Genomic DNA, 19,209 nt, shown 5'->3' with positions numbered 1-19,209 from the left:
TCGGGTGACCGCTCAGTCCCCGAGGACGGCGAGATCGAGTCGTCGGACGCGATCCGGCTCCGCGATGACGTCGATCTCGGTGATCTTCCCGTCCACGATCGTGAACGCCAGCACCAGGTACAGCCGCCCTCGGGGAGCCATCACGAGCCCGGCCGACCCGTTCACCAGGGCCACCTGGGTGACCCGGGCCCGTTCCGCGGATGCGAGCGCACCCTTGGCCACGACGCGGGCGCCCCGGATCACGAGAGGTCCCGGGGTGGGTCCGACAGCCGGATCGGCCCGGAGCACCACATCCGGATCGAGCAGGGCGACCAGCGCGTCGAAGTCGCCGCCGCGGGTGGCGGCCAGATAGGCGTCGACGACGGCGCGCCTGCGGTCCAGATCCGCGGAATCCGGTGCCGGCGAGGCGCCCTTCACCCGGCGGCGGGCGCGACTGGCCAGTTGCCGCACCGCCTGGGAGGAGCGGCCCACGATGGGGGCGACGTCGTCGAAGGGCACGTCGAACATGTCGTGCAACACGAACGCGAGCCGCTCGGCCGGGGTCAGTGTGTCGAGCACGACCAGCAGCGCCAGCCCCACCGAATCGGCCAGCATCGCTTCGTGTTCGGGGTCGCCGCCGTCTTCGTGGCCGACGGCCGGATCGTGTGCCTGCACGTCGAGAGGTTCCTCGCGCCGTTGCTCGCGGGAGCGCAGCACGTTCAGGCACACCCTCGACACCACCGTGATCAGCCACGCCTCGAGGTTCTCCACCTCGCCGGTGTCCGCGCGGATCGTGCGCAGCCACGCTTCCTGGACGGCGTCGTCGGCCTCGCTCACCGAGCCCAGCATCCGGTACGCGACGGCCCGCAGCCGCGGCCGGTGTTCCTCGAAACGCTCGGTCAGCCGATCACGGTCGTCCACCGTGTCACATTCCTTCCTCGCGGCGTGTCTCACAGGTAGACCCACCGACAATCAACTGTTCGAAGAATCTGGAGAGATCATGACATCACCCATTCTCGTCACCGGCGGCACCGGCACGCTCGGACGTCAGGTTGTCCCACTGCTGCGGGCGGCGGGGCGGGACGTGCGGGTTCTCAGCCGGCACGGCCGCGAGCCCGGCGACGGCGTCGAGTATCTGACCGGTGACCTGTTCGAGGGCAAGGGAATTGACCCCGCACTGGACGGCGTCGAGACCGTTCTGCACCTGGCGGGTGGCCCCAGGGGTGACGAGGTGGCGACCCGGAATCTGGTGGAGGCCGCCGCGCGCGCCGGAGTGCGGCACGTCGTCTACATCTCGGTGATCGGGGCCGACCGGGTTCCGCTCGGCTGGTTCACATCCAAGCTGGCCGCGGAGCGAGCGGTGGCCGACGCGGGCCTGCCGTGGACGACGTTGCGCGCAGCCCAGTTTCACGAACTGGTGCTGAGCATGCTGCAGAAGATGGCGAAACTGCCGGTGATCCCGGTCCCGGGCGGACTGCGCTTCCAGCCGGTCGATTCGGGGGAAGTGGCGGCGCGTCTGTTGGAACTGACGCTCGGCGCCCCGGCCGGCCTGGTTCCCGACCTGCCGGGGCCGGCCGTGTACGGGATGGGCGATCTGGCGCGCAGTTACCTGCAGGCGACCGGCAGGCACCGGCTGACGATGCCGGTCCGGATGCCCGGAAAGGCCGGCCACGCGTACCGGGACGGCGCCAACCTGTCGCCCGAGGCGGCGACGGGCAAGCGGACGTGGGAGGACTTCCTGGCCGCCTACCCGAGCATCTGACCGCCGGCGTCGGCGAGCTTCCCGCGCAGGTCCGCCAGGGTCTTGGTCAGCAGCCGGGACACCTGCATCTGCGAGACACCCACCCGCGCAGCGATCTGCGACTGGGTCATGTTGCCGAAGAAGCGCAGGACGAGGACGGTGCGTTCGAGGTCGGGAAGCGATCCCAGCAGAGGCTCGAGGACGACATGGTCCTCGACGTGTGCGAGGGACGGGTCGAGGTCGCCGATCGTCTCCGACAGCGGGCGCTCGTCCTCGCCGAGCGGGAAATCGACGGACAGGGTGCTGTAGGCGTCGGCGACCCGCAGACCCCGGACCACCTCCTCCTTGTCGATCCCGAGGGCCTCGGCCAGTTCGCTCGCCGTCGGGGCGCGTCCGAGGGTGGTGGTCAGTTCGGTCGTCGCGGTGGTGAGGGAGAGGTGCAGTTCCTGCATGCTGCGCGGGACGTGCATCGCCCAGCCGGTGTCGCGGAAGTGCCTGCGCACTTCGCCGGTGATCGTCGGGACGGCGTAGGACACGAAGCTCGCCCCGCAACTCGAGTCGAACCGGTCGACGGCCTTGACGAGACCGAGGCGGGCGACCTGGATCAGGTCGTCGAGGGGTTCTCCGCGACCGAGGAACCGCCGCGCGATGTGTTCGGCGAGCGGCAGGCACCGCTCGATCAGCCGCTGCCGCAGCAGTTCGCGGCGGGGGTCCGAGACGGCGAGACGGCCGATGGCCTCGCACTGCGCGGGCACGTCGCGGTATTGGTCACGATCGCGGCGTGCGGTTTCCGGCTTTGTCTGCCGACGCTCGCTCCGTGCGGCGTCGGCGACGGGCTTCGGACGATGCGCCGACTTCGACCACACGGGGATGCGTCGGATGTCGAGCGATGGTTCGACGAGCGGGGTGGACACTTTCATGGCTCTGCCCTTCTCTGACCTGCCGGCATCGGCAATGGCGTCGTTATTCGACGAGTGCGGGGGACGTGTCGGCGGCCTCGTCGGCGAACATCGCCTCGATCCGGGCCTTGATTTCCTCGGTGCTCATCGTTGCTCCGCCTCGCGTGGCGGTGCTGGTGGCGGAACCGTGGGATGTGAAGCTGGCGGGCATGCGGGTTGTGTCCTGTCGTGTGCGAAGTGTCGGTGTCCGAGAGAGGGGAGGGCGGCCGCGAAGGGCCGTCCGGTCACGTCGGCAGGGACGAGAGGAGCGTGAGCGCGCTGAGCGCCAGCGTGGCGATCAGGCCGCCGGCGATCGCTCCGCCGCTGCCTGCGCCGAGAACGAGGACCTCCCCGTCGTGGGGAGTGCTCTGCGGGTCGTGGGTGGTCATCGGTTCTCCTTCGTGCGACGTCGTCGTGAGAACTAATCTGCGTTGAAGAATATAGATTTGTTCTACAGCGGTCGGACGGGAAGTTCAAGCCGAATCGGCAAGATTGCTGGTCCAGCCACGCGGCACTGCGGGCATTTCGGAGCGAACCTGCGCGCCCCGCGGCACATTGTGTTCACTGGGGCTTGCTAAGATTGATGCGCCCTGAGAAGAAGGGAGACCCGGTGACGTCCTCTCACGTGCCGCTACGTTCGCAGCGGGGTGTGTACGGGATCTCGGTAACGTCGGAACTGACGGGTATCGGACCACAGACGCTGCGCCTCTACGAGCGGCGCGGGTTGATCACACCGACTCGCACGGGCGGTGGCACCCGCCGGTACAGCGAGGACGATGTCGCGCGCCTCCAGAAGATCACCGAACTCGTCGCCGCCGGGGTCAATCTCATCGGCATCGGCCAGATCCTTCAGCTCGAAGCCGAGAACGCGGTCCTCGCGGCGCGAAACGCCGAACTGGAGCAACTCGTCCGATCCGGGGTCCCCGACCGCGCCTGAGCGGTGCCGGATCAGCTCGCGGGCTGGTCGCTGGTGGGGTTGAACTCGTCGAACGATGCGTCGGCCGCCTGCCACTTTCCTTCGGCCCGGATGTCGGCGAAAGCGCTGTCGAATGCGTCGACCAGCCACGCGTGCCCGGCCGTGGCCAGCAACTCGTCGGACGTGCCGTCGGCGGCACCCTGGTACAGGCTGACCCGCCACTCGGACCTGTCCTCGACCGCGTCGCTCAGTCCGTCCGTGGCGTTGGATGCGAGAAGGTAGCGGTTGAACTCGAAGTCGACCCGAATTGCATAGCCGGCACCGGTGTTGACCACGTTGGCCGGTCGCTGGGTGGCCGCGGCGAGCGCCGTGAGGGCGTCACGGTAACGATCTGCGTGTTCCTGCGTGCGGGGCACCGTCTTCTCGTCTCTCGCGCAGAGGCCGTGGCGCTGACGGCCACGACACCTTGTACGAATCCGTCCGGGGTCGGCGGCGGTTCGTGTTCGGTTCGGGTCCGAGATTACGTCACCCGATGCTCGTCCTGGCTGCTACAGGCCAGGCGTGAGGGATGCGAGATGCAAAATCTGTATCTCCGGATGCAGATTCATTACGTTCTCGTGTTAACATCAGGTGTTCCTTAAGCAGAAGGGAGCCTATTGTGACCATCGACGTCCTACCCCGCTCACGGCGCGGGGTCTACGGAATTGCGGTGACATCGGAGTTGACGGGTATCGGCCCGCAGACTCTCCGCCTGTACGAGCGTCGCGGGTTGCTCACCCCGGCCCGGACCAGCGGCGGCACCCGCAGATACAGCGACGACGACCTGAGCAGGTTGGCACGCATCGCTCAGCTCATGGACGACGGTGTGAACGTCGCCGGCATTCAGCGCATCCTCGCGCTCGAATCCGAGAACGCCGAGCTGGCGTCGCGGCTGGAAGTGCGGGGTGATACGCCCGCACAGTAATCCGCCATGGCGCCGAGGAGGTGAACTCTGAACCCGCCAGAGCTTCGGCTCTGGTCCGCATTCGACTCCAGACGGGACAGAAGAACCATGACCCTCACGGCCCACAATGCATTCCGCACCCGCACCGCCCGGCACGCGAAGGACCGGCAGGCCGAGCCCGACCGCCGCTTCTCGCTCGGAACCGCTCTCGTCGCTGCCCTCGTCGCGGCGGCGCCGGCGATGACCGTGACCGGTTCGGTGGTCCTCGCGGCCGCCACCGCCGGATCCGTTCTCGTCGGCGTGCTGCTCGCCGCCTTCCTCATCTCGAGTTTGATCTGACCGCCCCCGCCTGATCCGACCGCTCCGAATCGGCTCAGCGGAGTCCTGCGAAGAATTCTCGGATGTCCGCGGTCAGGGTCTCGGGCTCTACGAAGATTCCTGCATGTAGCCCACGTATGCGGCCGAGGATGCGGTGTCGGTGAGCCAGTACAGCATGACGTTGGTGAGCAGGCGGTCGAGCCGACCTGCGCGATGTCGATGCGAAACGGTCGGATGGACTTCGTCGTGTCGGTCATGCAGACCACGCCACGAAGGATTGAGGACAGGTCCGGTCCTCGATCGGGAACGGGTCAGCAGGCCCCGGTCTTGGCGGCGTCGTAGGCCTGGATCATCTGGTCCTTGCGCTCCTGCGGAGCGTCCTTCCACTCCGGCGTCTCGGCCGACTGGGTGAAGAGGTCGTCGAGGGCCTGCGTGCGGTCGAACGTCTCGCCGCTCTGCTGCGCGCGGGCCTCGGCGCCGTTCGCGTACTGGAGGAGGCCCTTGCACAGGTCCGCGACTGCGGGCAGGTCTGCGGAGGACGCCTCGGTGGCCTCGGTCGTTGCGCTCGCCGGGGACTCGGCCTCGGTGGTGGTCGATTCGGAACTGCACGCCCCGAGCAGCAGGGCGGCCGGGATCAACAGCGCAACGATGGTTCGTGTCATGCGAAATACATACCAGAGGCAGGTGTCGGTCAGTGTCGGCCGGTCGCTCCCGGGACGCTCGAGGTCGAGGCGTCAGGCGGGGCCGAGGGTGTAGTCGACGCCCGGACGGTCGGCCTTGCCCTTGTTGAGCCAGCGCCCCGGCAACTTGCCCGCCAGTTCGCCGAGCGGCCCGACGGCGGCACTGAGAACGCCCACCGTCTCCTGCAACAGGTCGACGCTCGCGCTCATCCGCTCCAGGTTGGGTGCCAGCGCCGTCAACGTCTCGGACAGCGCCACGATCTGATCGAGCGGGCCGCCCTCGGCGATGAGGCGTTCGAACGCGCCGCCCTCCGACAGCAGTGTGTCGAGGATGCCGTTCTCGGCAAGCGCCCGGTCCACCAGTCCGCCCGGCGCCGTGAGCCGTTCGACCGCGCCGTCCTGCGCGGTCAGCCGTTCGAGTGGGCCCTGCTCGGCGGTGAGACGGTCGAGCAGGCCGTCTTTCGCGAGCAGGCGCTCCAGGGTGCCGTCCTCGGCGAGGACCCGGTCGAGCGGACCGTCCTTGGCGAGGACCCGCTCGAGCGGGCCGCCCGGCTCCAGCAGTCGTTCGAGGGTGCCGCCCTCCGACGTGAGACGGTCGACGGGGCCGCCCGGGGCGAGGAGACGGTCGAGCGGACCGCCCGGCTGGAGTGCCTGCCCGAGCGGCCGGTCGTTGGCCGCCAGCGAGGACAGTTGGCTGATCACCTGCAACGGGCTGCCCTGGGTGCTCATGCCCGTGACGACTCCGGTCCCGGCGACCGCGGTCCGGACCGTCACGAGGGTGGCCTCGGCGATACCGAGACCGACATCGGCCGCCGCAAGACCGGCACGCACCGGAAGGGCAATCAACGACACCAGGTTCATGGAGTTACTGTAACCCGCGACACACAATCATCGAGCGTCTCGATCCGGTCAGTGGAGAGCCTTCAGTCCGACGACGCATCCGACGATGCCCAGGATCAGCAGAATCTTCACCGGTGTGGTGCTCTCGGCGCCCGTCAGCATCGCGAACCCGACCGTGAGTGCCGCGCCGATGCCGACCCATACCGCGTACGACGTTCCGGTGGGGAGACTGCGCATCGCGTAGGCCAGACCCGCCATGCTGAAGACCAGGGCGACGCCGAAGACGATGCTTGGTCCGAGCTTGCTGAATCCCTCCGACCGGCCGAGGGCGGTGGCCCAGACGGCCTCCAGGACTCCCGACAGCACAAGGACGATCCACGCCATGACAAACCTCCGGGCACCGTCTTGTCGCTGGCCGGGTACGGTGCGCTCGTCCGGATGTCGTGTCGACGAATTCCACGGTACCCAACGACGCGCTCCGCGCCCGTGAGTGGTGAGCGACCCCACAGACACGCTCCGCGCGCACGACGCGGGAATGCGCCGAATATCTCGCAGAGCGAGCCCTGCTGACTTATTGTCGAGCGCGACAGTGAATTCTGTGCGTATACCACGGAAGATAACGAGGAACATCATGATGCTCGGACTGCTCGCCGCAATCAACAGCGCTTTCACCCTCGGACTCGCCAACACGATCGGCACGTTCGGCGGAGTGGTGCTCAACATGAACGTCGTCGCCTGAACTTCCTGCCTGTCAAGACAACTCCGTTTCACGCAACCCCGCCGTCCGCTCGACGGCGGGGTTGTCGTGTGTGCGACGACGGTGAGCGCCGGGGCGCCGAAGCGCAACTGTCCCATCCTCGCTCATGCGCCCGGAATTTCACCCTTTTTCGCTCGAGAAGAATGGGTGATTTTATTCAGGGAAATTGCATGCGCGTGTCGCCACGAATTCTTCGAACTTGACTTAGTGTCATCCGCAACGCGCACGGACAGCGCGCAAACACCCCTTCACCGGGGCGACGATGGAGGTCATGATGCTGGGACTGCTCGGGGCGCTCAACAGTGGTGTCACACTCGGATTGGCCAACACGATCCTGACGTTCGGCGGGGTAGTGTTCAACCTCAATATCGTGGTGAACTGACGCCCGGAATCCGCCCGATCCGGGCCGGCCGCACCGGCTCACAGGAACCTCCCAGGAAACCTACAGCGACAATCCAGTCTCACGCGTGATGATGGGTTGCGTGAATGATAAGCCTGTCGAAGCCCGCGTCCTCGTCGTCGACGACGAACCGAACATCCTCGAGTTGCTCTCCGTGAGTCTCCGATTCCAGGGATTCGAGGTGGCGACGGCGTCGACCGGGGCCGAGGGACTCGACACGGCGCGGACCTTCCGCCCGGACGCCGTCATTCTCGACGTCATGATGCCGGGAATGGACGGGTTCGGCCTGCTCAAGCGGTTGCGCGCCGACGGTGTGGACGCACCGGTGCTGTTCCTCACCGCGAAGGATGCGGTGGAGGACAAGATCAGCGGCCTCACCCTCGGCGCGGACGACTACGTCACCAAGCCGTTCAGCCTCGAAGAAGTGGTGACCCGGCTTCGCGTCATCCTGCGGCGGGCGGGCAAGGTGTCGGTGGAGGAGCAGTCGGCCCGCATCAAGTTCGCCGACATCGAACTCGACGACGACACGCGGGAGGTCTGGAAGGCCGGCGACCTGGTGTCGCTGTCCCCGACGGAGTTCACGCTGCTGCGGTACTTCATGGTCAACGCGGGCACGGTGCTGAGCAAGCCGCGGATCCTCGACCACGTCTGGAACTACGACTTCGGCGGTGAGGTCGGGGTGGTCGAGTCGTACGTGTCGTACCTCCGTCGGAAGGTCGACACCGGCGAGACCCCGCTGATCCACACCCTCCGCGGCGTCGGCTACGTGATGCGAGAACCGCGGCGATGACCGCGCCCGCGGCTCCCCGGGAGTCGGCCGAGGTGGTCACCGCCGTCCCGAACAAGCCTGCGCGACGGTGGATCCGGGCGATGCCGCTGCGCATCACACTCGTCGGCGCCGTGCTCCTCCTGTCGGCGCTCGGCCTCCTCGCGTCCGGTGTCGCGGTGACGTCGGCGCTCGAGAATTCGCTGACCAACCGCGTCGACCACCAGTTGCACGACGCGGCCCAGGGGTGGGCCAAGCCCGGCAAATCGCGGCCTCTGCCGCCGCCGGACGAACCGAACCCCGGTCGCCCACCGAGCCCGTTCTACGTCCGCACGACGCTGGCGAACGGAACGGTCCTGCGTGAGATCAACGACGAATCCGTCTCGCCCGCACTGCCGGAAGACCTGCCATCGGTGCCCATCACGGTCGGTTCGACCGACGACTCCGACGTGCGGTGGCGGGTACTGACCACGACCGCGCCGGACGGAACCGAGACCACCGTCGCGATGACGCTCACCGAGAACGACGAAACGGTGAACCGTCTGGTCGTGCTGCAACTCATCATCGGAGTGGTCGTGCTGATCGCGCTCGGAGTGGTCGCGTACTTCGTGGTCCGGCGCAGTCTGCGACCCCTCGTCGAAGTGGAGGAGACCGCAGCGGCGATCGCGTCGGGAGACCTGCACCGGCGCGTCCCGGAACGGGACGACCGTACCGAGATCGGGCGACTGTCCGTGGCGCTCAACGGAATGCTCGCGCAGATTCAGCACGCGTTCGCCGCCACCGAGGCGTCGGAGGAGTCGGCGCGGCGGTCCGAGGAGAAGATGCGGCGATTCGTCGCCGACGCGAGTCACGAACTGCGCACCCCGCTCACCACGATCCGCGGCTTCGCCGAACTGTATCGGCAGGGCGCGATGACCGACACCGAAACCCTGATGAGCCGCATCGAAGGGGAAGCGTCGCGGATGGGTCTCCTGGTGGAAGACCTGCTGATGCTCGCCCGCCTCGATGCCCAGCGACCCCTCGAGACCCGGCCCGTCGACCTGCTGTCGGTGGCGTCCGACGCCGTGCACGGGGCGCGTGCCGTCGCCCCCGAACGGTCCATCGCTCTCGACGTCCGCCCCGGTCCCGGGACACCGGAGGTGATCGGCGACGAGGCCCGGCTGCGGCAGGTCCTCGGCAACCTGCTCGCCAATGCCGTCAAACACACCCCCGCCACCGCGGACGTCACGGTCCGGCTCGGCACCACCGAGCACACCGTCGTGCTCGAGGTGGCCGACACCGGACCCGGACTGACCGAGGAAGACGCGGCCCGGGTGTTCGAGAGGTTCTACCGCACCGACGCGTCCCGCACCCGGGAGAGCGGCGGCAGCGGGCTCGGCCTGTCGATCGTCGCGGCCCTCGTCGCCGCCCACTGCGGGTCGGTGACCGTCGACAGCCGGCCCGGCGAAGGTGCCACGTTCCGGGTGGAACTGCCGCGGTCGAGCTGACCGTCAGTCGGGGACGTTGTCCCCGTGGCCGAGTTCGCGCAGCGCCGCCTTGATCTTCGCCTGCGCCTCCTCGAGCGATTCCTGCGACGGATTCTGCTGAGCGTTGCTGATGTTGAAATCGCCGAGATCGTAGGCGGGGAAGACGTGCAGGTGCAGGTGGGGCACCTCGAGTCCGGCGATCAGCAGTCCCGCGCGCGGGGCGTCGAACGCCGGGCGGACGGCCTGCCCGATCGTGCGGGCCACGTCCATGACCTTGTTCCAGATCTCACCGTCGACGTCCTGCCACTGGTCCACCTCCTCGCGGGGCACGACGAGGGTGTGGCCCTGCGTGACGGGCGCGATGGTGAGGAACGCGACGACGTCCTCGTCCTCCCACACGAACCGTCCGGGCAGATCTCCGTTGATGATGGCGCTGAATACAGATCCCATGGCCGCCATTATGCGGCTTCGCCTCCGTTCAGCGCGGAACGACAGCCTTGCCCAGCTCCTCCCAGCGTTCGCGTACGGCATTGACGATCTCGTCGCTGGCCAGCCACTCGGGAGAGCGCAGCAGCTGGGTGGTCTCGCGGTAACGGACGTAACGCTCCGGGTCGAGCGCCATGTAGGCGGCGAGCCGGTCGGAGAAGTCCGACGAGGTCGGATCGACCTCCTGAGCGACGCCGTCGATCGTGTACTCCACACCGGGAATGCGGTGGTCGAGGGTGTTCGAGGAGGTCCAGCAGTACTTGATCAGGGCATCGGCCTTGGCGTAGTACCGCCCCGCCAGTCCGGTCAGCTCATCGGTGCGCTCGGTCAGGTGGGCGGCCAGCTCGGTGCGCAGGTCCGAGGCCTCGAGCGCCGCGGCGGTCATACCCTGCCCGTAGACGGGGTTGAAGCCCATCCAGGCGTCACCGATGGTGAGAAAGCATTCGGGCCGCTCCGGCTGGCCGGCGAAGTCGCGAAGCCGGCTGCGGGTGTCGCGCCACATCGAGATCTTCTCGGGGAACGTCACCTGCGACAGCGCCTTGTCCAGCTCGGGCACGCCGATGCTCGAGATGAAGTCGCGCAGCTTCTCCTCGGTCCGGGGCGGGTGGTCGCCGGCGGAGCCCTGAGCGGTCAGGATCCAGCGGCGCTCGCCCTCGACGACCCACATCGCCATTGCCCGGGACGCCGATTCGGGAGTCAGGGCGCCGTCCCCGAACGCGGTGAGCGCGAGTGCCTGGAAGCCCGGGTCCCAGTCCTCGGGCACCTCCAGGAAGGTGGAGGAGTAGCCCCAGTGCGCGTTGACGACTTCCTCCCGGGGAGTGGGGTAACCGAGCGCGTGCAGCCACGCCGGAGACTCGGAGAAGCGACCGCTGGCATCGATCACCAGATCGGCGGGCAGCTCCTCCCCGTTGGTGGTGCGCACCCCCGTGACCCGGCCGTCGGCGCCGAGCAGTCCGGCCACCTCGACGCCTGAGCGGTACTGCACGCCGTCGAGTTCGGCCGCCTTGTCGCGAAGCGCCTTCTCGATCAACGGCCGACTCGCCATCAGGAACTCGAGGCCCGACTCGAACCGAGGCGACCAGCCGACCCGGTCCAGGCGCATCACGTCCTGTGCGGAGTCGAGTCGCACCGCGCCCATCTCGAAGGCGTGATCGGAGAAGCCGGGAAGCAGAGAGTCCATCGCGGCCCGGCCTGCGGCCAAGAGCGCGTGGAAGTGGGCGCCCTGTGGCACCCCCTTGCGGAAGACCGGCTCGGTGGGTAGCTCGTCACGCTCGAGCAGCACCACCTCGCGGAAGTGATCGGCGATCGCGGCTGCGGCCAGGGTGCCGCCGATGCTGCCGCCGATGATGATCGCGCGGCCGAGGAGTGGGGTTGTCATTGGTGCTCCTGATTGGGCGGGAGACGCCTCGTCACCCGGGCGCCTAGATGTGGTCTATTTATCTAAAAAGATAACAGCAAGCATTATTAGGGACCAGGGGTCAGGAGATGCTGATCCCGCCGTCGACCGTCATCGCCAGGCCGGTCACATAGCGCGACTCATCGGAGGCGAGGAAGACGACCGCGTGCGAGACCTCGGCCGAGTCGACCCACGGGATCGGCATCGCCATCCGCGAGAGCGACGCCGCGGCGAGCTCCTCACGGCCGGGGCTTTCCACGTCGGGACAGGCGCGCCGGTACATGAAGTCGTTCTGGATCATCGGGGTGTCGACCTGCGCCGGGTTCACGCTGTTGACCCGGATCATCTCGGGGCCGAGCTCGAGTGCCATCGCTCGCATGAGACCGACGACGCCGAACTTGCTCGCGACGTAGTGGGCGGTGCTGCGCGACGCCCGGATGCCGGCGCTCGAGCTGGTCAGGATGATCGAGCCGCCCGGTCCGCCGGCGCGCAGGTGCGGCATGGCCGCCTTGACGGTGCGCCACACTCCGGTGAGGTTGATGTCGACGAGATCGGTGAAGGCGGCCTCGCTCATCTGGTCGAAAGGCCCGATGGCGGTCAGGACACCGGCGTTCGCCACGACGACGTCGAGCCGGCCCAATTCGGCGACACCTGCATCGACCGCCTGCTGCAACTGGGCGAAGTCACGCACGTCCGCCTGCTGTGCGACTATCCGGCGACCCGTCCGCTCGACCAGGCGCACCGTCTCGTCCAGCTCCTCGCGCGTCCCGCCCGGATAGGCCATCTCCGGTACGTCGTCGCACAGGTCGACGGCGATGATGTCGGCACCCTCCTCGGCGAGCCGGACCGCATGGCTACGGCCCTGACCGCGTGCAGCCCCGGTAATGAAGGCAACTTTTCCGCTGACACGTCCCATATCTTGTTGCTAACCTTCCGCTAAGGTTTTCTTGTTATGTTCGCTACCTTAGCCCCTTCCGCGGATCGTTGGGGAGGGTCTCGATTGGAGGAGTTCGTGCGTGTCCTCGTGATCGGCGCCGGAATCAGCGGAATCGCCATGGGAGTCCGGCTGAAGCGAGCCGGAATCGACGACTTCCGCATTCTCGACGAGACCGACGGTCTCGGCGGGACCTGGCGGATCAACACCTATCCCGGTGCGGCGGTCGACATCGCGTCGCTGATCTTCCAATTCGGCTTCCGCACCCATCCCTGGCAACGCACCCACGCGCGCCGGCAAGAGGTGCTGGACTATCTCGAGCAGGTGGCCGAGGAGGCCGACCTCGAGCGGCACTTCGTCTTCGGGACGCGGGTCACCGAGGCCCGATGGGACGAGGACGAACATCGCTGGAGCGTCACGACGGCGGCGGGTGAGATCTACCGGGCCGAAGTCCTCGTCAGCGCCGTCGGGCTGCTCAGCAACCCGAACCTCGCCGCGTGGCCGGGCCTCGACACCTTCGGTGGCGCCGTCATGCACACCCAGCAGTGGCGCCACGACGTCGACTTGGCCGATGCGCGGGTGGCGGTGGTCGGGGTCGGGTCGTCCTCGGCACAGGTCGTTCCGGCGATTGCACCGGTCGCCCGCTCGGTCAACGTCTTCCAGAGGGAACCCGGATGGGTGCTGCCCAAGGGCGAGCGCACCTACGACGCAGCCGAATTGCGCCGTACTTCCCGCGCGTGGCACCGGCGGCTGGACCGCAGCGTCCAGATCATCCGTAAGGAGTGGCGCAACCTCAGCGGCCGGCCGAGCTATGTCGCGGGCAGTAGGCGAAACCGGGCGATGGATCAGATGGCGCGCGACTACATCGGCGCCACCTTCGCCGACCGTCCCGACCTACGTGAGGCAGTCACGCCCACTTACCCTTTCGAGGGCAAGCGAGTGGTGTTCTCCGACGACTTCTATCCGGCGCTCAAGCGCGACAACGTCCGCCTGGTCCCGCGGCCGGTGGCTTCGGCGACGCCGACCGGTCTGGTCGATGTCGACGGAGAGCATCACGAGGTGGACGTGATCGTCACGGCGACCGGGTTCACCGCCGCAGAGCTTCTCGCCGGCTACGACGTGATCGGACGACGGGGACGCCGACTGCGCGACACCTGGGCGGACGGCGCGTTCGCGCACGTGGGGGTGACGGTCCCCGGCTACCCGAACTTCTACATGCTCTTCGGCCCCAACACCAGCGGTTCCGGCGCCGTCAGCATCTATTGGAAGTCCGAGCAGCAGGCGGCGTGGGTCGTCGCCGACCTGCGCCGGATGCAGCGACGCGGTTTCAGCGCGATCGACACCCACGAGCTGGCCTGTACGGCATACAACGCCTGGCTGCAGCGTCGCCTGCGGCGCACGGCCTGGGCGCGGTCGAGCAACTACTTCAAGCACCCCTCGGGGCGGATCGTCACACAGTTCGACGGGAGCATCACGTTGCAATGGCTGCTACTCAAGCTCGGCCGACCGCTCGGAACCTACGGGCTGCGCCGCGGGACGGACGCATGAGCGGCTGGCGTGAGCTCCTCGACCCCGAGCTGGAGCATGTGCTCGACGCGTTGCCCGTGGTCGACTTCGTGGACTACCAGCGCTTCCGCGCAGCTTCGGATGCCGGGGCAGCGGCCCGCGCCCGCGAGGTCGAACCGGGGGAGATCGAGATCGCCGACCGAAAAATCGGCCCCGACGGCCGGACTGTATCGGTGCGGCTCTACCGGCCACCGGCACGACCCGAGCCTCGGCCCGCGGTCCTGCACCTACACGGTGGCGGATTCGTGAGCGGCTCGTCCGATGCCGGCCACGCCCGCAACGTGGAGCTGAGCCGCGAGCTGGGGGCGGTCGTCGTCTCGGTCGACTACCGCCGGGCGCCCGAGCACCCCTACCCGGCACCGCTCGACGACTGCGAGACGGCGCTGCGCTGGCTGATCGCCGCTGCCACCGACCTCGGTGTCGATCCGGGGCGGATCGCCCTCCACGGTGTCAGCGCCGGCGGTGCCTTGGCAGCCGGCCTGGCGATCCGGGTGCGCGGCGAACTCGCGCCGTGCTTCCAGTTCCTTTCGGTGCCCATCACCGACGACCGACTGGCCACGGCGAGCATGCTGCGCTACGACGACACCCCGATCTGGAGCCGTCCCGTGGGTGAGGTCAGCTGGGCTCACTACCTGGGCGACCTCGCCCCGGGATCGGCTGATGTGCCGGCGGAGGCAGCCCCCGGACGCGCGAGCATCGACGACCTGCGCGGTCTGCCGCCTGCGTACGTTGCGGTGATGGAACTGGACCCGCTGTGCGACGAGGGTCTCGCCTACGGGGCGATGCTGGCCGAGGCGGGAGTGGCGGTCGAGGCGCACCGCTTCCCCGGCGCGTTCCACGCGGCCTTCACCGCCGAGCCTTCGGCCGGTATCTCCCGCCGCTACCTGGCCGAGGAGATCGCCGTCCTGGCCCGGGCGCTGGGAGTGGAGCGGTGACGCTGCGCACCTTCGCCGGCACGACGGCCGTGGTCACGGGAGCAGCGCACGGCATCGGCCGGGCGCTGGCGCTGCGGTTGGCGCTGGCGGGCAGCCGGGTCGTGGTGGTCGACATCCGCGCCGAGGACGCCGCCGCCGTCGTGGACGAGCTCACCGCACAGGGCGCGCCCGCGCTCGCGGTGGCATGCGACGTCTCGTCACGGGCGGACGTCGCGGCGCTCGGTGAGCAGGTCGCCGCCTGGGCGCCGGACGGAGTGCAGGTCTTGTGCAACAACGCCGGCGTTTTCACGCCGCGACATGCGGCAACCGCGACGCACGAGGACTGGGAGTGGGTGCTGGGCGTCTGCTTGTGGGGAGTGATCCACGGCATCGAGGAGTTCCTGCCCGGCATGCTCGAGTCGAAACGCGACTGCCACATCCTCAACACGGCCTCGATGAACGGCTACCTGCCCAGTCGGCACAGCACGCTCTACTCGACTGCGAAGTACGGCGTGGTGGGGCTCAGTGAGACGTTGCGCATGGAGCTCGCCTCGACCCGGGTAGGAGTCACTCTGCTCAACCCGGCAGCCGTGCGCACGAACATCAGCCGTGCCGAGGAGGTGCGGCCCGAGCGGATGACCCGCTCCCGGCAGGACCCCGAGGACGAGGCGTTCGCCGACTACGGGTTGAGTCCCGCGCTCGATCCGGAGCAGGTCGCGGACCTCGCGCTGAACGCGATGTCGGCGGGACGCGAGGCCGTCTTCACCGATCACGTGCTCAAGCCGCTGCTGGAGCAACGGTTCGCTCGCGTTCTGGATGCCTTCGTGACCCTTCCGTCGGCCCTGCCGGATCGGTGAGCGCCCGTCACGCGGGCAGCTGGACCACCAGCGGGTCGAACGGCTCGCCCTCGGCGTAGACGTCGTTGAAGAGCGTCACGCCGTCGGCGGTCAGGGCCACGTCGTCGGCACCCCAGACCACGGACCCGTCGTCGGTGGCGATGCGCTCCAGCCGGGCCGTCACCAGCGGCACCCGCGGCGCACCCTCGCGCGCCTGGGGATCCTCGATGGTCAGCACGGCCCGCGACCCGTCGACCTCCACCCAGGGATGGGCGATCCGGACGAAGAGCATGCCGAAGTGGCCGCTGAACCGGACGTCGCCGCGAAAGGCCCACACTTGCCTGCCCGCGTCGTCGCCGGCGCTGCTCGCTGCCGCGTCGTACTCGTAGAAGAGATCACCGGTGCCGACGGGTGTCGCGCCCTCGCCAACCGAGCCCTTGCCGTCCGGCATCCGGCGCACGTAGTCGACGAACGAGCCTTTGATGCCCCAGCGCAGCCCGGGAGCCAGGCGAGGCTGGGCCGGCGGGGTGGTGATGTCAGTGGAGGTGTCCATCGGTGTTCCGCTTTCGACCCGGGGCTACACTGCCCGATCCAATAATGCTCGGTTACTATGCTTACATCATATGACCAAGGTTGCAATCGTGGAAGTCCATGATTGGCCGACCGGCTGAGTGAGGTTTGAACTACAAATCCGCTACAGAGATCCGTCAGGAGAAACAACTTGCCGACCATGCCATCCCCTGCCGCACCGCGCCCGTTGGAAGGCCTGCTCGTCGTCAGTCTCGAGCAGGCTGTGGCGGCTCCCTTCGCCACCCGCCAGCTGGCCGATCTCGGGGCCCGCGTGATCAAGATCGAGCGCCCCGGTTCAGGCGACTTCGCCCGCGGCTACGACACTGCCGTGCACGGGCTCTCGAGCTACTTCGTCTGGCTCAACCGGGGCAAGGAGTCGCTGACCCTCGATGTGAAGTCGGACAGCGGACGCGCCGTGCTGGGGACACTCCTGGAGAAGGCCGACGTCTTCGTGCACAACCTCGGGCCCGGCGCCGTCGGCCGGCTCGGGTTCGGCGTGGAGGCCCTCGCCGAGCTCAACCCGCGGCTGGTCGACTGCGCGGTCAACGGCTACGGGAGCACCGGCTCGTGGGCACAGCGCAAAGCCTACGACCTGCTGATCCAGTGCCAGACCGGCCTGGTCTCGATCACCGGCGGTCCCGAGACCGGTGCCCGGGTCGGCATCTCCGTGGCCGACATCGCCGCCGGCATGTATGCCTTCAGCGGAGTCCTGGCCGCGCTGCTCGGCCGTGCCACCACCGGCGTGGCACGCCCCGTCGAGGTCTCCTTGTTCGACGCGCTCGCGGAGTGGATGAGCCAGCCGGCGTATTACACCGCGTTCACCGGGGTCGAGCCGCGTCGGCTCGGCACCCACCACGCCACCATCGCGCCGTACGGGGCCTACCCGGCCGCCGACGGGACCGAGGTGCTGTTCTCGATCCAGAACGACGTCGAGTGGAAGGCCTTCTGCACCGACTTCCTCGAGGATGTGGCGATCGTCGACGACGAGCGGTTCAGCTCCGGCGCGAATCGGGTCGCGAACCGGGCAGAGCTGGATGTCTTCGTGACAGCGGCCTTTGCCCGGCGTACGAGCGACGAGGTGGTCGCGCTGCTCGACAGGCTGCGGATCGCCAACGCGCGGATCAACCAGGTGGCCGATTTCCTCGACCACCCCGTCCTGCGCGAGCGCGGGCGCTGGCACGAGGTGCAGACGCCCGGCGGCCCCGCGCCCGCCCTCGCACCGCCGATCGACATCGCCGGCCTGACGCCTGTGATGGGCGACGTACCCGCCCTGGGGGAGCACACCGACGCGCTGCTGGCCGAGTTCGGACTCGAGCCCGGCGCCATCGAAGAACTGCACGCCGACGGCGTCGTCTGACGTCGCACCGACCTTTCACCACGAACCGCGAGGAGTACGTCAAATGGGTCACCTGGAGGCACTCGATCCCGACGAGCGCACCATCGTCGTCGCCGGAGCCGGCTTGGCCGGACTGCGCACGGCAGAGGGTCTGCGCCGGCACGGCTGGACGGGGAAGATCACGATCGTCGGCGACGAGGTGCACTACCCCTACACCAGGCCGCCGCTGTCGAAGAAGCTGCTCGCCGACGGCGGCGATCACGCCGGTGTCGAACTGCGTCGGCGTGACAGCGAGCACCCGATCGACTGGCTGCTGGGCCGTGCCGTCGTCTCGTCGGATCTCCGCCGCCGGGTCGTCGTGCTCGATGACGGCACGGAGCTGAGCTACGACGGACTGGTGGCGGCGACGGGGGTCCGGGCCCGCAGGCTGCCACCGGAGGTGGGTGGCCCGGCCACGGCCCTGCGCACGCTCGACGACGCGATCGCCCTCGGCGACAGGCTGCGGCCCGGCTCGCGGGTGGTCGTGATCGGCGCCGGGTTCATCGGCTGCGAAGTGGCCGCGACGGCGATCGCCCGTGGCTGCGAGGTGGCGATGGTCGCTGTCGACGACGTGCCGATGCAGGTTCCGCTCGGTGCCGTGGTCGGCGCCGAGCTGCGCCGTCGGCATGCGGCGGCGGGCGTGACGTTCCACCTCGGCACCGGCGTGGCGGCGATCGAGCCTGGGGCCGTGGAACTCACCGACGGCATCCGGCTACGCGCGGACGTGGTCGTGGAGGCGATCGGCTCGGAGCCGAACACCGGCTGGCTCGAGGGCAACGGACTCGATCTGACCAACGGCGTCGTCTGCGATCAGTTTCTTCGTCCGGGCGGACTGTCGGGCGTCGTCGCCGTGGGCGACGTCGGCCGCTTCCCGAACGCGCTGTACGACGCCGAGCCGCGCCGGATCGAGCACTGGCAGGTGGCGGTGGACACGAGCATGTACGCCGCCAGGGTGCTGCTCGCTGATCTGGCGGACACGCCGTGGACCGAGCCGTTCGGCACGATCCCCACGTTCTGGTCCGACCAGGGCGCAGTGAGCCTGCGCGCACTCGGCCAGCCCGGTCTCGGCGACGAGGTCGAGGTGCTGGAGGGCGAGCTGGGTGGTGAGGCGGCCGTCGGCTACCGGCGCGGTGGTGCGCTGGTCGGCGTCGTGCTGCTCGGGATGCCCAAGAGCATGGGTGCCTACCTGCAACGACTCACCGCCGAGCTGAAGACCGCCCTGGTCTGACCCACATGTACGACGACAGGGGCCGCACCCGGTAAGGGTGCGGCCCCTGTCTGTAGCTGAAGGTTCCGGGGGTCAGGCGGAGAACTCGATGACTCCACGCAGGTTCTTGCCCGCGTGCATGTCGGCATAGCCCTCGTTGATCTGGTCGAGGGTGTACGTC

23 protein-coding genes and 1 riboswitch are annotated in these 19,209 nt (G+C 68.5%); of the genes, 11 read left to right on the top strand and 12 right to left on the bottom strand.

Going from position 1 to position 19,209, the window contains the following annotated elements; translation table 11 throughout:
• Positions 1-12 precede the first annotated feature (12 nt).
• Positions 13-900 carry a sigma-70 family RNA polymerase sigma factor gene (locus tag CA951_RS34250; RefSeq protein ID WP_087561103.1) on the bottom strand — a complete coding sequence of 296 codons (888 nt, stop codon included), beginning with the start codon at positions 898-900 and terminating at the stop codon, positions 13-15.
• A 79-nt stretch (positions 901-979) separates the two neighbouring features.
• On the opposite strand from CA951_RS34250, the gene CA951_RS34245 reads away from it, so the two are divergent.
• Positions 980-1,741 carry an SDR family oxidoreductase gene (locus tag CA951_RS34245; protein WP_087561102.1) on the top strand — a complete coding sequence of 254 codons (762 nt, stop codon included), beginning with the start codon at positions 980-982 and terminating at the stop codon, positions 1,739-1,741.
• Here the strand turns inward: CA951_RS34245 and CA951_RS34240 are convergent.
• From CA951_RS34240 to CA951_RS43625, 3 genes are all read right to left on the bottom strand, one after another.
• On the bottom strand, positions 1,726-2,640 hold the full coding sequence (locus CA951_RS34240; protein WP_087561101.1) for a SigB/SigF/SigG family RNA polymerase sigma factor: 915 nt from the start codon (positions 2,638-2,640) through the stop codon (positions 1,726-1,728). The two genes, CA951_RS34245 and CA951_RS34240, sit on opposite strands and share 16 nt — an antisense overlap.
• A 43-nt stretch (positions 2,641-2,683) precedes the next feature.
• Positions 2,684-2,830 carry a hypothetical protein gene (locus CA951_RS43630; RefSeq protein ID WP_179220422.1) on the bottom strand — a complete coding sequence of 49 codons (147 nt, stop codon included), beginning with the start codon at positions 2,828-2,830 and terminating at the stop codon, positions 2,684-2,686.
• A 73-nt stretch (positions 2,831-2,903) separates the two neighbouring features.
• Positions 2,904-3,047 carry a hypothetical protein gene (locus CA951_RS43625; RefSeq protein ID WP_167372176.1) on the bottom strand — a complete coding sequence of 48 codons (144 nt, stop codon included), beginning with the start codon at positions 3,045-3,047 and terminating at the stop codon, positions 2,904-2,906.
• Positions 3,048-3,268: 221 nt separating this feature from the next.
• Here CA951_RS43625 and CA951_RS34235 point away from each other — a divergent pair, with 221 nt between their 5' ends.
• Entirely contained in the window at positions 3,269-3,595 is a 327-nt protein-coding gene (locus CA951_RS34235) for a helix-turn-helix transcriptional regulator (RefSeq protein ID WP_087561100.1), read from the top strand.
• A gap of 11 nt (positions 3,596-3,606) precedes the next feature.
• On the opposite strand, the gene CA951_RS34230 is transcribed toward CA951_RS34235, so the two are convergent.
• Complete coding sequence (locus tag CA951_RS34230; protein WP_087561099.1) at positions 3,607-3,990, bottom strand: hypothetical protein; 384 nt, start codon at positions 3,988-3,990, stop codon at positions 3,607-3,609.
• Positions 3,991-4,232: 242 nt separating this feature from the next.
• Here CA951_RS34230 and CA951_RS34225 point away from each other — a divergent pair, with 242 nt between their 5' ends.
• Together CA951_RS34225 and CA951_RS34220 are read left to right on the top strand one after the other, a co-directional pair.
• The gene (locus tag CA951_RS34225) at positions 4,233-4,538 is read left to right on the top strand and encodes a MerR family transcriptional regulator (protein WP_087561098.1); all 306 of its coding nucleotides are present in this window, start codon (positions 4,233-4,235) and stop codon (positions 4,536-4,538) included.
• An 87-nt stretch (positions 4,539-4,625) separates the two neighbouring features.
• Complete coding sequence (locus tag CA951_RS34220) at positions 4,626-4,856, top strand: hypothetical protein (protein WP_087561097.1); 231 nt, start codon at positions 4,626-4,628, stop codon at positions 4,854-4,856.
• Between the two features lie 290 nt (positions 4,857-5,146).
• Here the strand turns inward: CA951_RS34220 and CA951_RS34215 are convergent, their stop codons facing one another.
• The 3 genes from CA951_RS34215 to CA951_RS34205 form a co-directional block, all read right to left on the bottom strand.
• Positions 5,147-5,497 (bottom strand): hypothetical protein, encoded by a 351-nt coding sequence (locus CA951_RS34215; protein ID WP_087561096.1) that lies wholly within the window; start codon positions 5,495-5,497, stop codon positions 5,147-5,149.
• 72 nt (positions 5,498-5,569) lie between these two features.
• A complete protein-coding gene (locus CA951_RS34210; protein ID WP_087561095.1) occupies positions 5,570-6,376 on the bottom strand; it encodes an ABC transporter in 807 nt (268 codons plus the stop codon).
• A gap of 48 nt (positions 6,377-6,424) precedes the next feature.
• A complete protein-coding gene (locus tag CA951_RS34205; protein WP_087561094.1) occupies positions 6,425-6,739 on the bottom strand; it encodes a multidrug efflux SMR transporter in 315 nt (104 codons plus the stop codon).
• A gap of 10 nt (positions 6,740-6,749) precedes the next feature.
• Positions 6,750-6,811, bottom strand: a riboswitch (guanidine-III (ykkC-III) riboswitch).
• A gap of 774 nt (positions 6,812-7,585) precedes the next feature.
• Between CA951_RS34205 and CA951_RS34200 the strand changes: the two genes are divergently transcribed.
• Complete coding sequence (locus CA951_RS34200; RefSeq protein ID WP_167372175.1) at positions 7,586-8,302, top strand: response regulator transcription factor; 717 nt, start codon at positions 7,586-7,588, stop codon at positions 8,300-8,302.
• An 80-nt stretch (positions 8,303-8,382) separates the two neighbouring features.
• Positions 8,383-9,765: a cell wall metabolism sensor histidine kinase WalK gene (locus tag CA951_RS34195; RefSeq protein WP_087561161.1), complete on the top strand. Its 1,383-nt coding sequence runs from the start codon at positions 8,383-8,385 to the stop codon at positions 9,763-9,765.
• Between the two features lie 3 nt (positions 9,766-9,768).
• Here the strand turns inward: CA951_RS34195 and CA951_RS34190 are convergent, their stop codons facing one another.
• The 3 genes from CA951_RS34190 to CA951_RS34180 form a co-directional block, all read right to left on the bottom strand.
• Positions 9,769-10,194 (bottom strand): HIT family protein, encoded by a 426-nt coding sequence (locus CA951_RS34190; protein ID WP_179220420.1) that lies wholly within the window; start codon positions 10,192-10,194, stop codon positions 9,769-9,771.
• 28 nt (positions 10,195-10,222) lie between these two features.
• Positions 10,223-11,608, bottom strand: a complete 1,386-nt coding sequence (locus tag CA951_RS34185; RefSeq protein WP_087561092.1) for an NAD(P)/FAD-dependent oxidoreductase — start codon at positions 11,606-11,608, stop codon at positions 10,223-10,225.
• Positions 11,609-11,708: 100 nt separating this feature from the next.
• A complete protein-coding gene (locus CA951_RS34180; protein WP_087561091.1) occupies positions 11,709-12,542 on the bottom strand; it encodes a mycofactocin-coupled SDR family oxidoreductase in 834 nt (277 codons plus the stop codon).
• A gap of 96 nt (positions 12,543-12,638) precedes the next feature.
• Between CA951_RS34180 and CA951_RS34175 the strand changes: the two genes are divergently transcribed.
• Genes CA951_RS34175 through CA951_RS34165 form a run of 3 tightly spaced genes read left to right on the top strand, consistent with a single transcriptional unit; the run spans position 12,639 to position 15,897 of the window.
• The gene (locus CA951_RS34175; RefSeq protein WP_179220419.1) at positions 12,639-14,108 is read left to right on the top strand and encodes an NAD(P)/FAD-dependent oxidoreductase; all 1,470 of its coding nucleotides are present in this window, start codon (positions 12,639-12,641) and stop codon (positions 14,106-14,108) included.
• The gene (locus tag CA951_RS34170; RefSeq protein WP_087561089.1) at positions 14,105-15,061 is read left to right on the top strand and encodes an alpha/beta hydrolase; all 957 of its coding nucleotides are present in this window, start codon (positions 14,105-14,107) and stop codon (positions 15,059-15,061) included. The genes CA951_RS34175 and CA951_RS34170 overlap by 4 nt, the downstream gene beginning before the upstream one ends.
• Entirely contained in the window at positions 15,058-15,897 is an 840-nt protein-coding gene (locus CA951_RS34165) for an SDR family NAD(P)-dependent oxidoreductase (RefSeq protein ID WP_087561088.1), read from the top strand. Before CA951_RS34170 ends, CA951_RS34165 begins: the two co-directional genes overlap by 4 nt.
• A 7-nt stretch (positions 15,898-15,904) precedes the next feature.
• Here the strand turns inward: CA951_RS34165 and CA951_RS34160 are convergent, their stop codons facing one another.
• Positions 15,905-16,429 (bottom strand): HtaA domain-containing protein, encoded by a 525-nt coding sequence (locus CA951_RS34160; protein WP_087561087.1) that lies wholly within the window; start codon positions 16,427-16,429, stop codon positions 15,905-15,907.
• Positions 16,430-16,606: 177 nt separating this feature from the next.
• Here CA951_RS34160 and CA951_RS34155 point away from each other — a divergent pair, with 177 nt between their 5' ends.
• Positions 16,607-17,803, top strand: coding sequence for a CaiB/BaiF CoA-transferase family protein (locus CA951_RS34155; protein WP_087561086.1), 1,197 nt, complete (start codon positions 16,607-16,609; stop codon positions 17,801-17,803).
• Positions 17,804-17,846: 43 nt separating this feature from the next.
• Positions 17,847-19,049 carry an NAD(P)/FAD-dependent oxidoreductase gene (locus CA951_RS34150; RefSeq protein WP_179220418.1) on the top strand — a complete coding sequence of 401 codons (1,203 nt, stop codon included), beginning with the start codon at positions 17,847-17,849 and terminating at the stop codon, positions 19,047-19,049.
• Positions 19,050-19,209 lie beyond the last annotated feature (160 nt).

This window comes from Rhodococcus sp. NCIMB 12038 (genome assembly GCF_002165735.1).
Taxonomy (GTDB): domain Bacteria; phylum Actinomycetota; class Actinomycetes; order Mycobacteriales; family Mycobacteriaceae; genus Rhodococcus_F.
Note: the sequence above shows the minus strand (reverse complement) of the source record. Positions and strands in the feature narration are given on the sequence as shown.

What these genes read in the sequence shown, in the direction of transcription:
- CA951_RS34245 (WP_087561102.1), top strand. Translation starts at nt 980, where the DNA reads ATGACATCACCCATTCTCGTCACCGGCGGCACCGGCACGCTCGGACGT.
- CA951_RS34240 (WP_087561101.1), bottom strand. Translation starts at nt 2,640, where the DNA reads ATGAAAGTGTCCACCCCGCTCGTCGAACCATCGCTCGACATCCGACGC.
- CA951_RS43630 (WP_179220422.1), bottom strand. Translation starts at nt 2,830, where the DNA reads ATGCCCGCCAGCTTCACATCCCACGGTTCCGCCACCAGCACCGCCACG.
- CA951_RS43625 (WP_167372176.1), bottom strand. Translation starts at nt 3,047, where the DNA reads ATGACCACCCACGACCCGCAGAGCACTCCCCACGACGGGGAGGTCCTC.
- CA951_RS34220 (WP_087561097.1), top strand. Translation starts at nt 4,626, where the DNA reads ATGACCCTCACGGCCCACAATGCATTCCGCACCCGCACCGCCCGGCAC.
- CA951_RS34215 (WP_087561096.1), bottom strand. Translation starts at nt 5,497, where the DNA reads ATGACACGAACCATCGTTGCGCTGTTGATCCCGGCCGCCCTGCTGCTC.
- CA951_RS34210 (WP_087561095.1), bottom strand. Translation starts at nt 6,376, where the DNA reads ATGAACCTGGTGTCGTTGATTGCCCTTCCGGTGCGTGCCGGTCTTGCG.
- CA951_RS34205 (WP_087561094.1), bottom strand. Translation starts at nt 6,739, where the DNA reads ATGGCGTGGATCGTCCTTGTGCTGTCGGGAGTCCTGGAGGCCGTCTGG.
- CA951_RS34200 (WP_167372175.1), top strand. Translation starts at nt 7,586, where the DNA reads ATGGGTTGCGTGAATGATAAGCCTGTCGAAGCCCGCGTCCTCGTCGTC.
- CA951_RS34195 (WP_087561161.1), top strand. Translation starts at nt 8,383, where the DNA reads ATGCCGCTGCGCATCACACTCGTCGGCGCCGTGCTCCTCCTGTCGGCG.
- CA951_RS34190 (WP_179220420.1), bottom strand. Translation starts at nt 10,194, where the DNA reads ATGGGATCTGTATTCAGCGCCATCATCAACGGAGATCTGCCCGGACGG.
- CA951_RS34185 (WP_087561092.1), bottom strand. Translation starts at nt 11,608, where the DNA reads ATGACAACCCCACTCCTCGGCCGCGCGATCATCATCGGCGGCAGCATC.
- CA951_RS34180 (WP_087561091.1), bottom strand. Translation starts at nt 12,542, where the DNA reads ATGGGACGTGTCAGCGGAAAAGTTGCCTTCATTACCGGGGCTGCACGC.
- CA951_RS34170 (WP_087561089.1), top strand. Translation starts at nt 14,105, where the DNA reads ATGAGCGGCTGGCGTGAGCTCCTCGACCCCGAGCTGGAGCATGTGCTC.
- CA951_RS34160 (WP_087561087.1), bottom strand. Translation starts at nt 16,429, where the DNA reads ATGGACACCTCCACTGACATCACCACCCCGCCGGCCCAGCCTCGCCTG.
- CA951_RS34155 (WP_087561086.1), top strand. Translation starts at nt 16,607, where the DNA reads ATGCCATCCCCTGCCGCACCGCGCCCGTTGGAAGGCCTGCTCGTCGTC.
- CA951_RS34150 (WP_179220418.1), top strand. Translation starts at nt 17,847, where the DNA reads ATGGGTCACCTGGAGGCACTCGATCCCGACGAGCGCACCATCGTCGTC.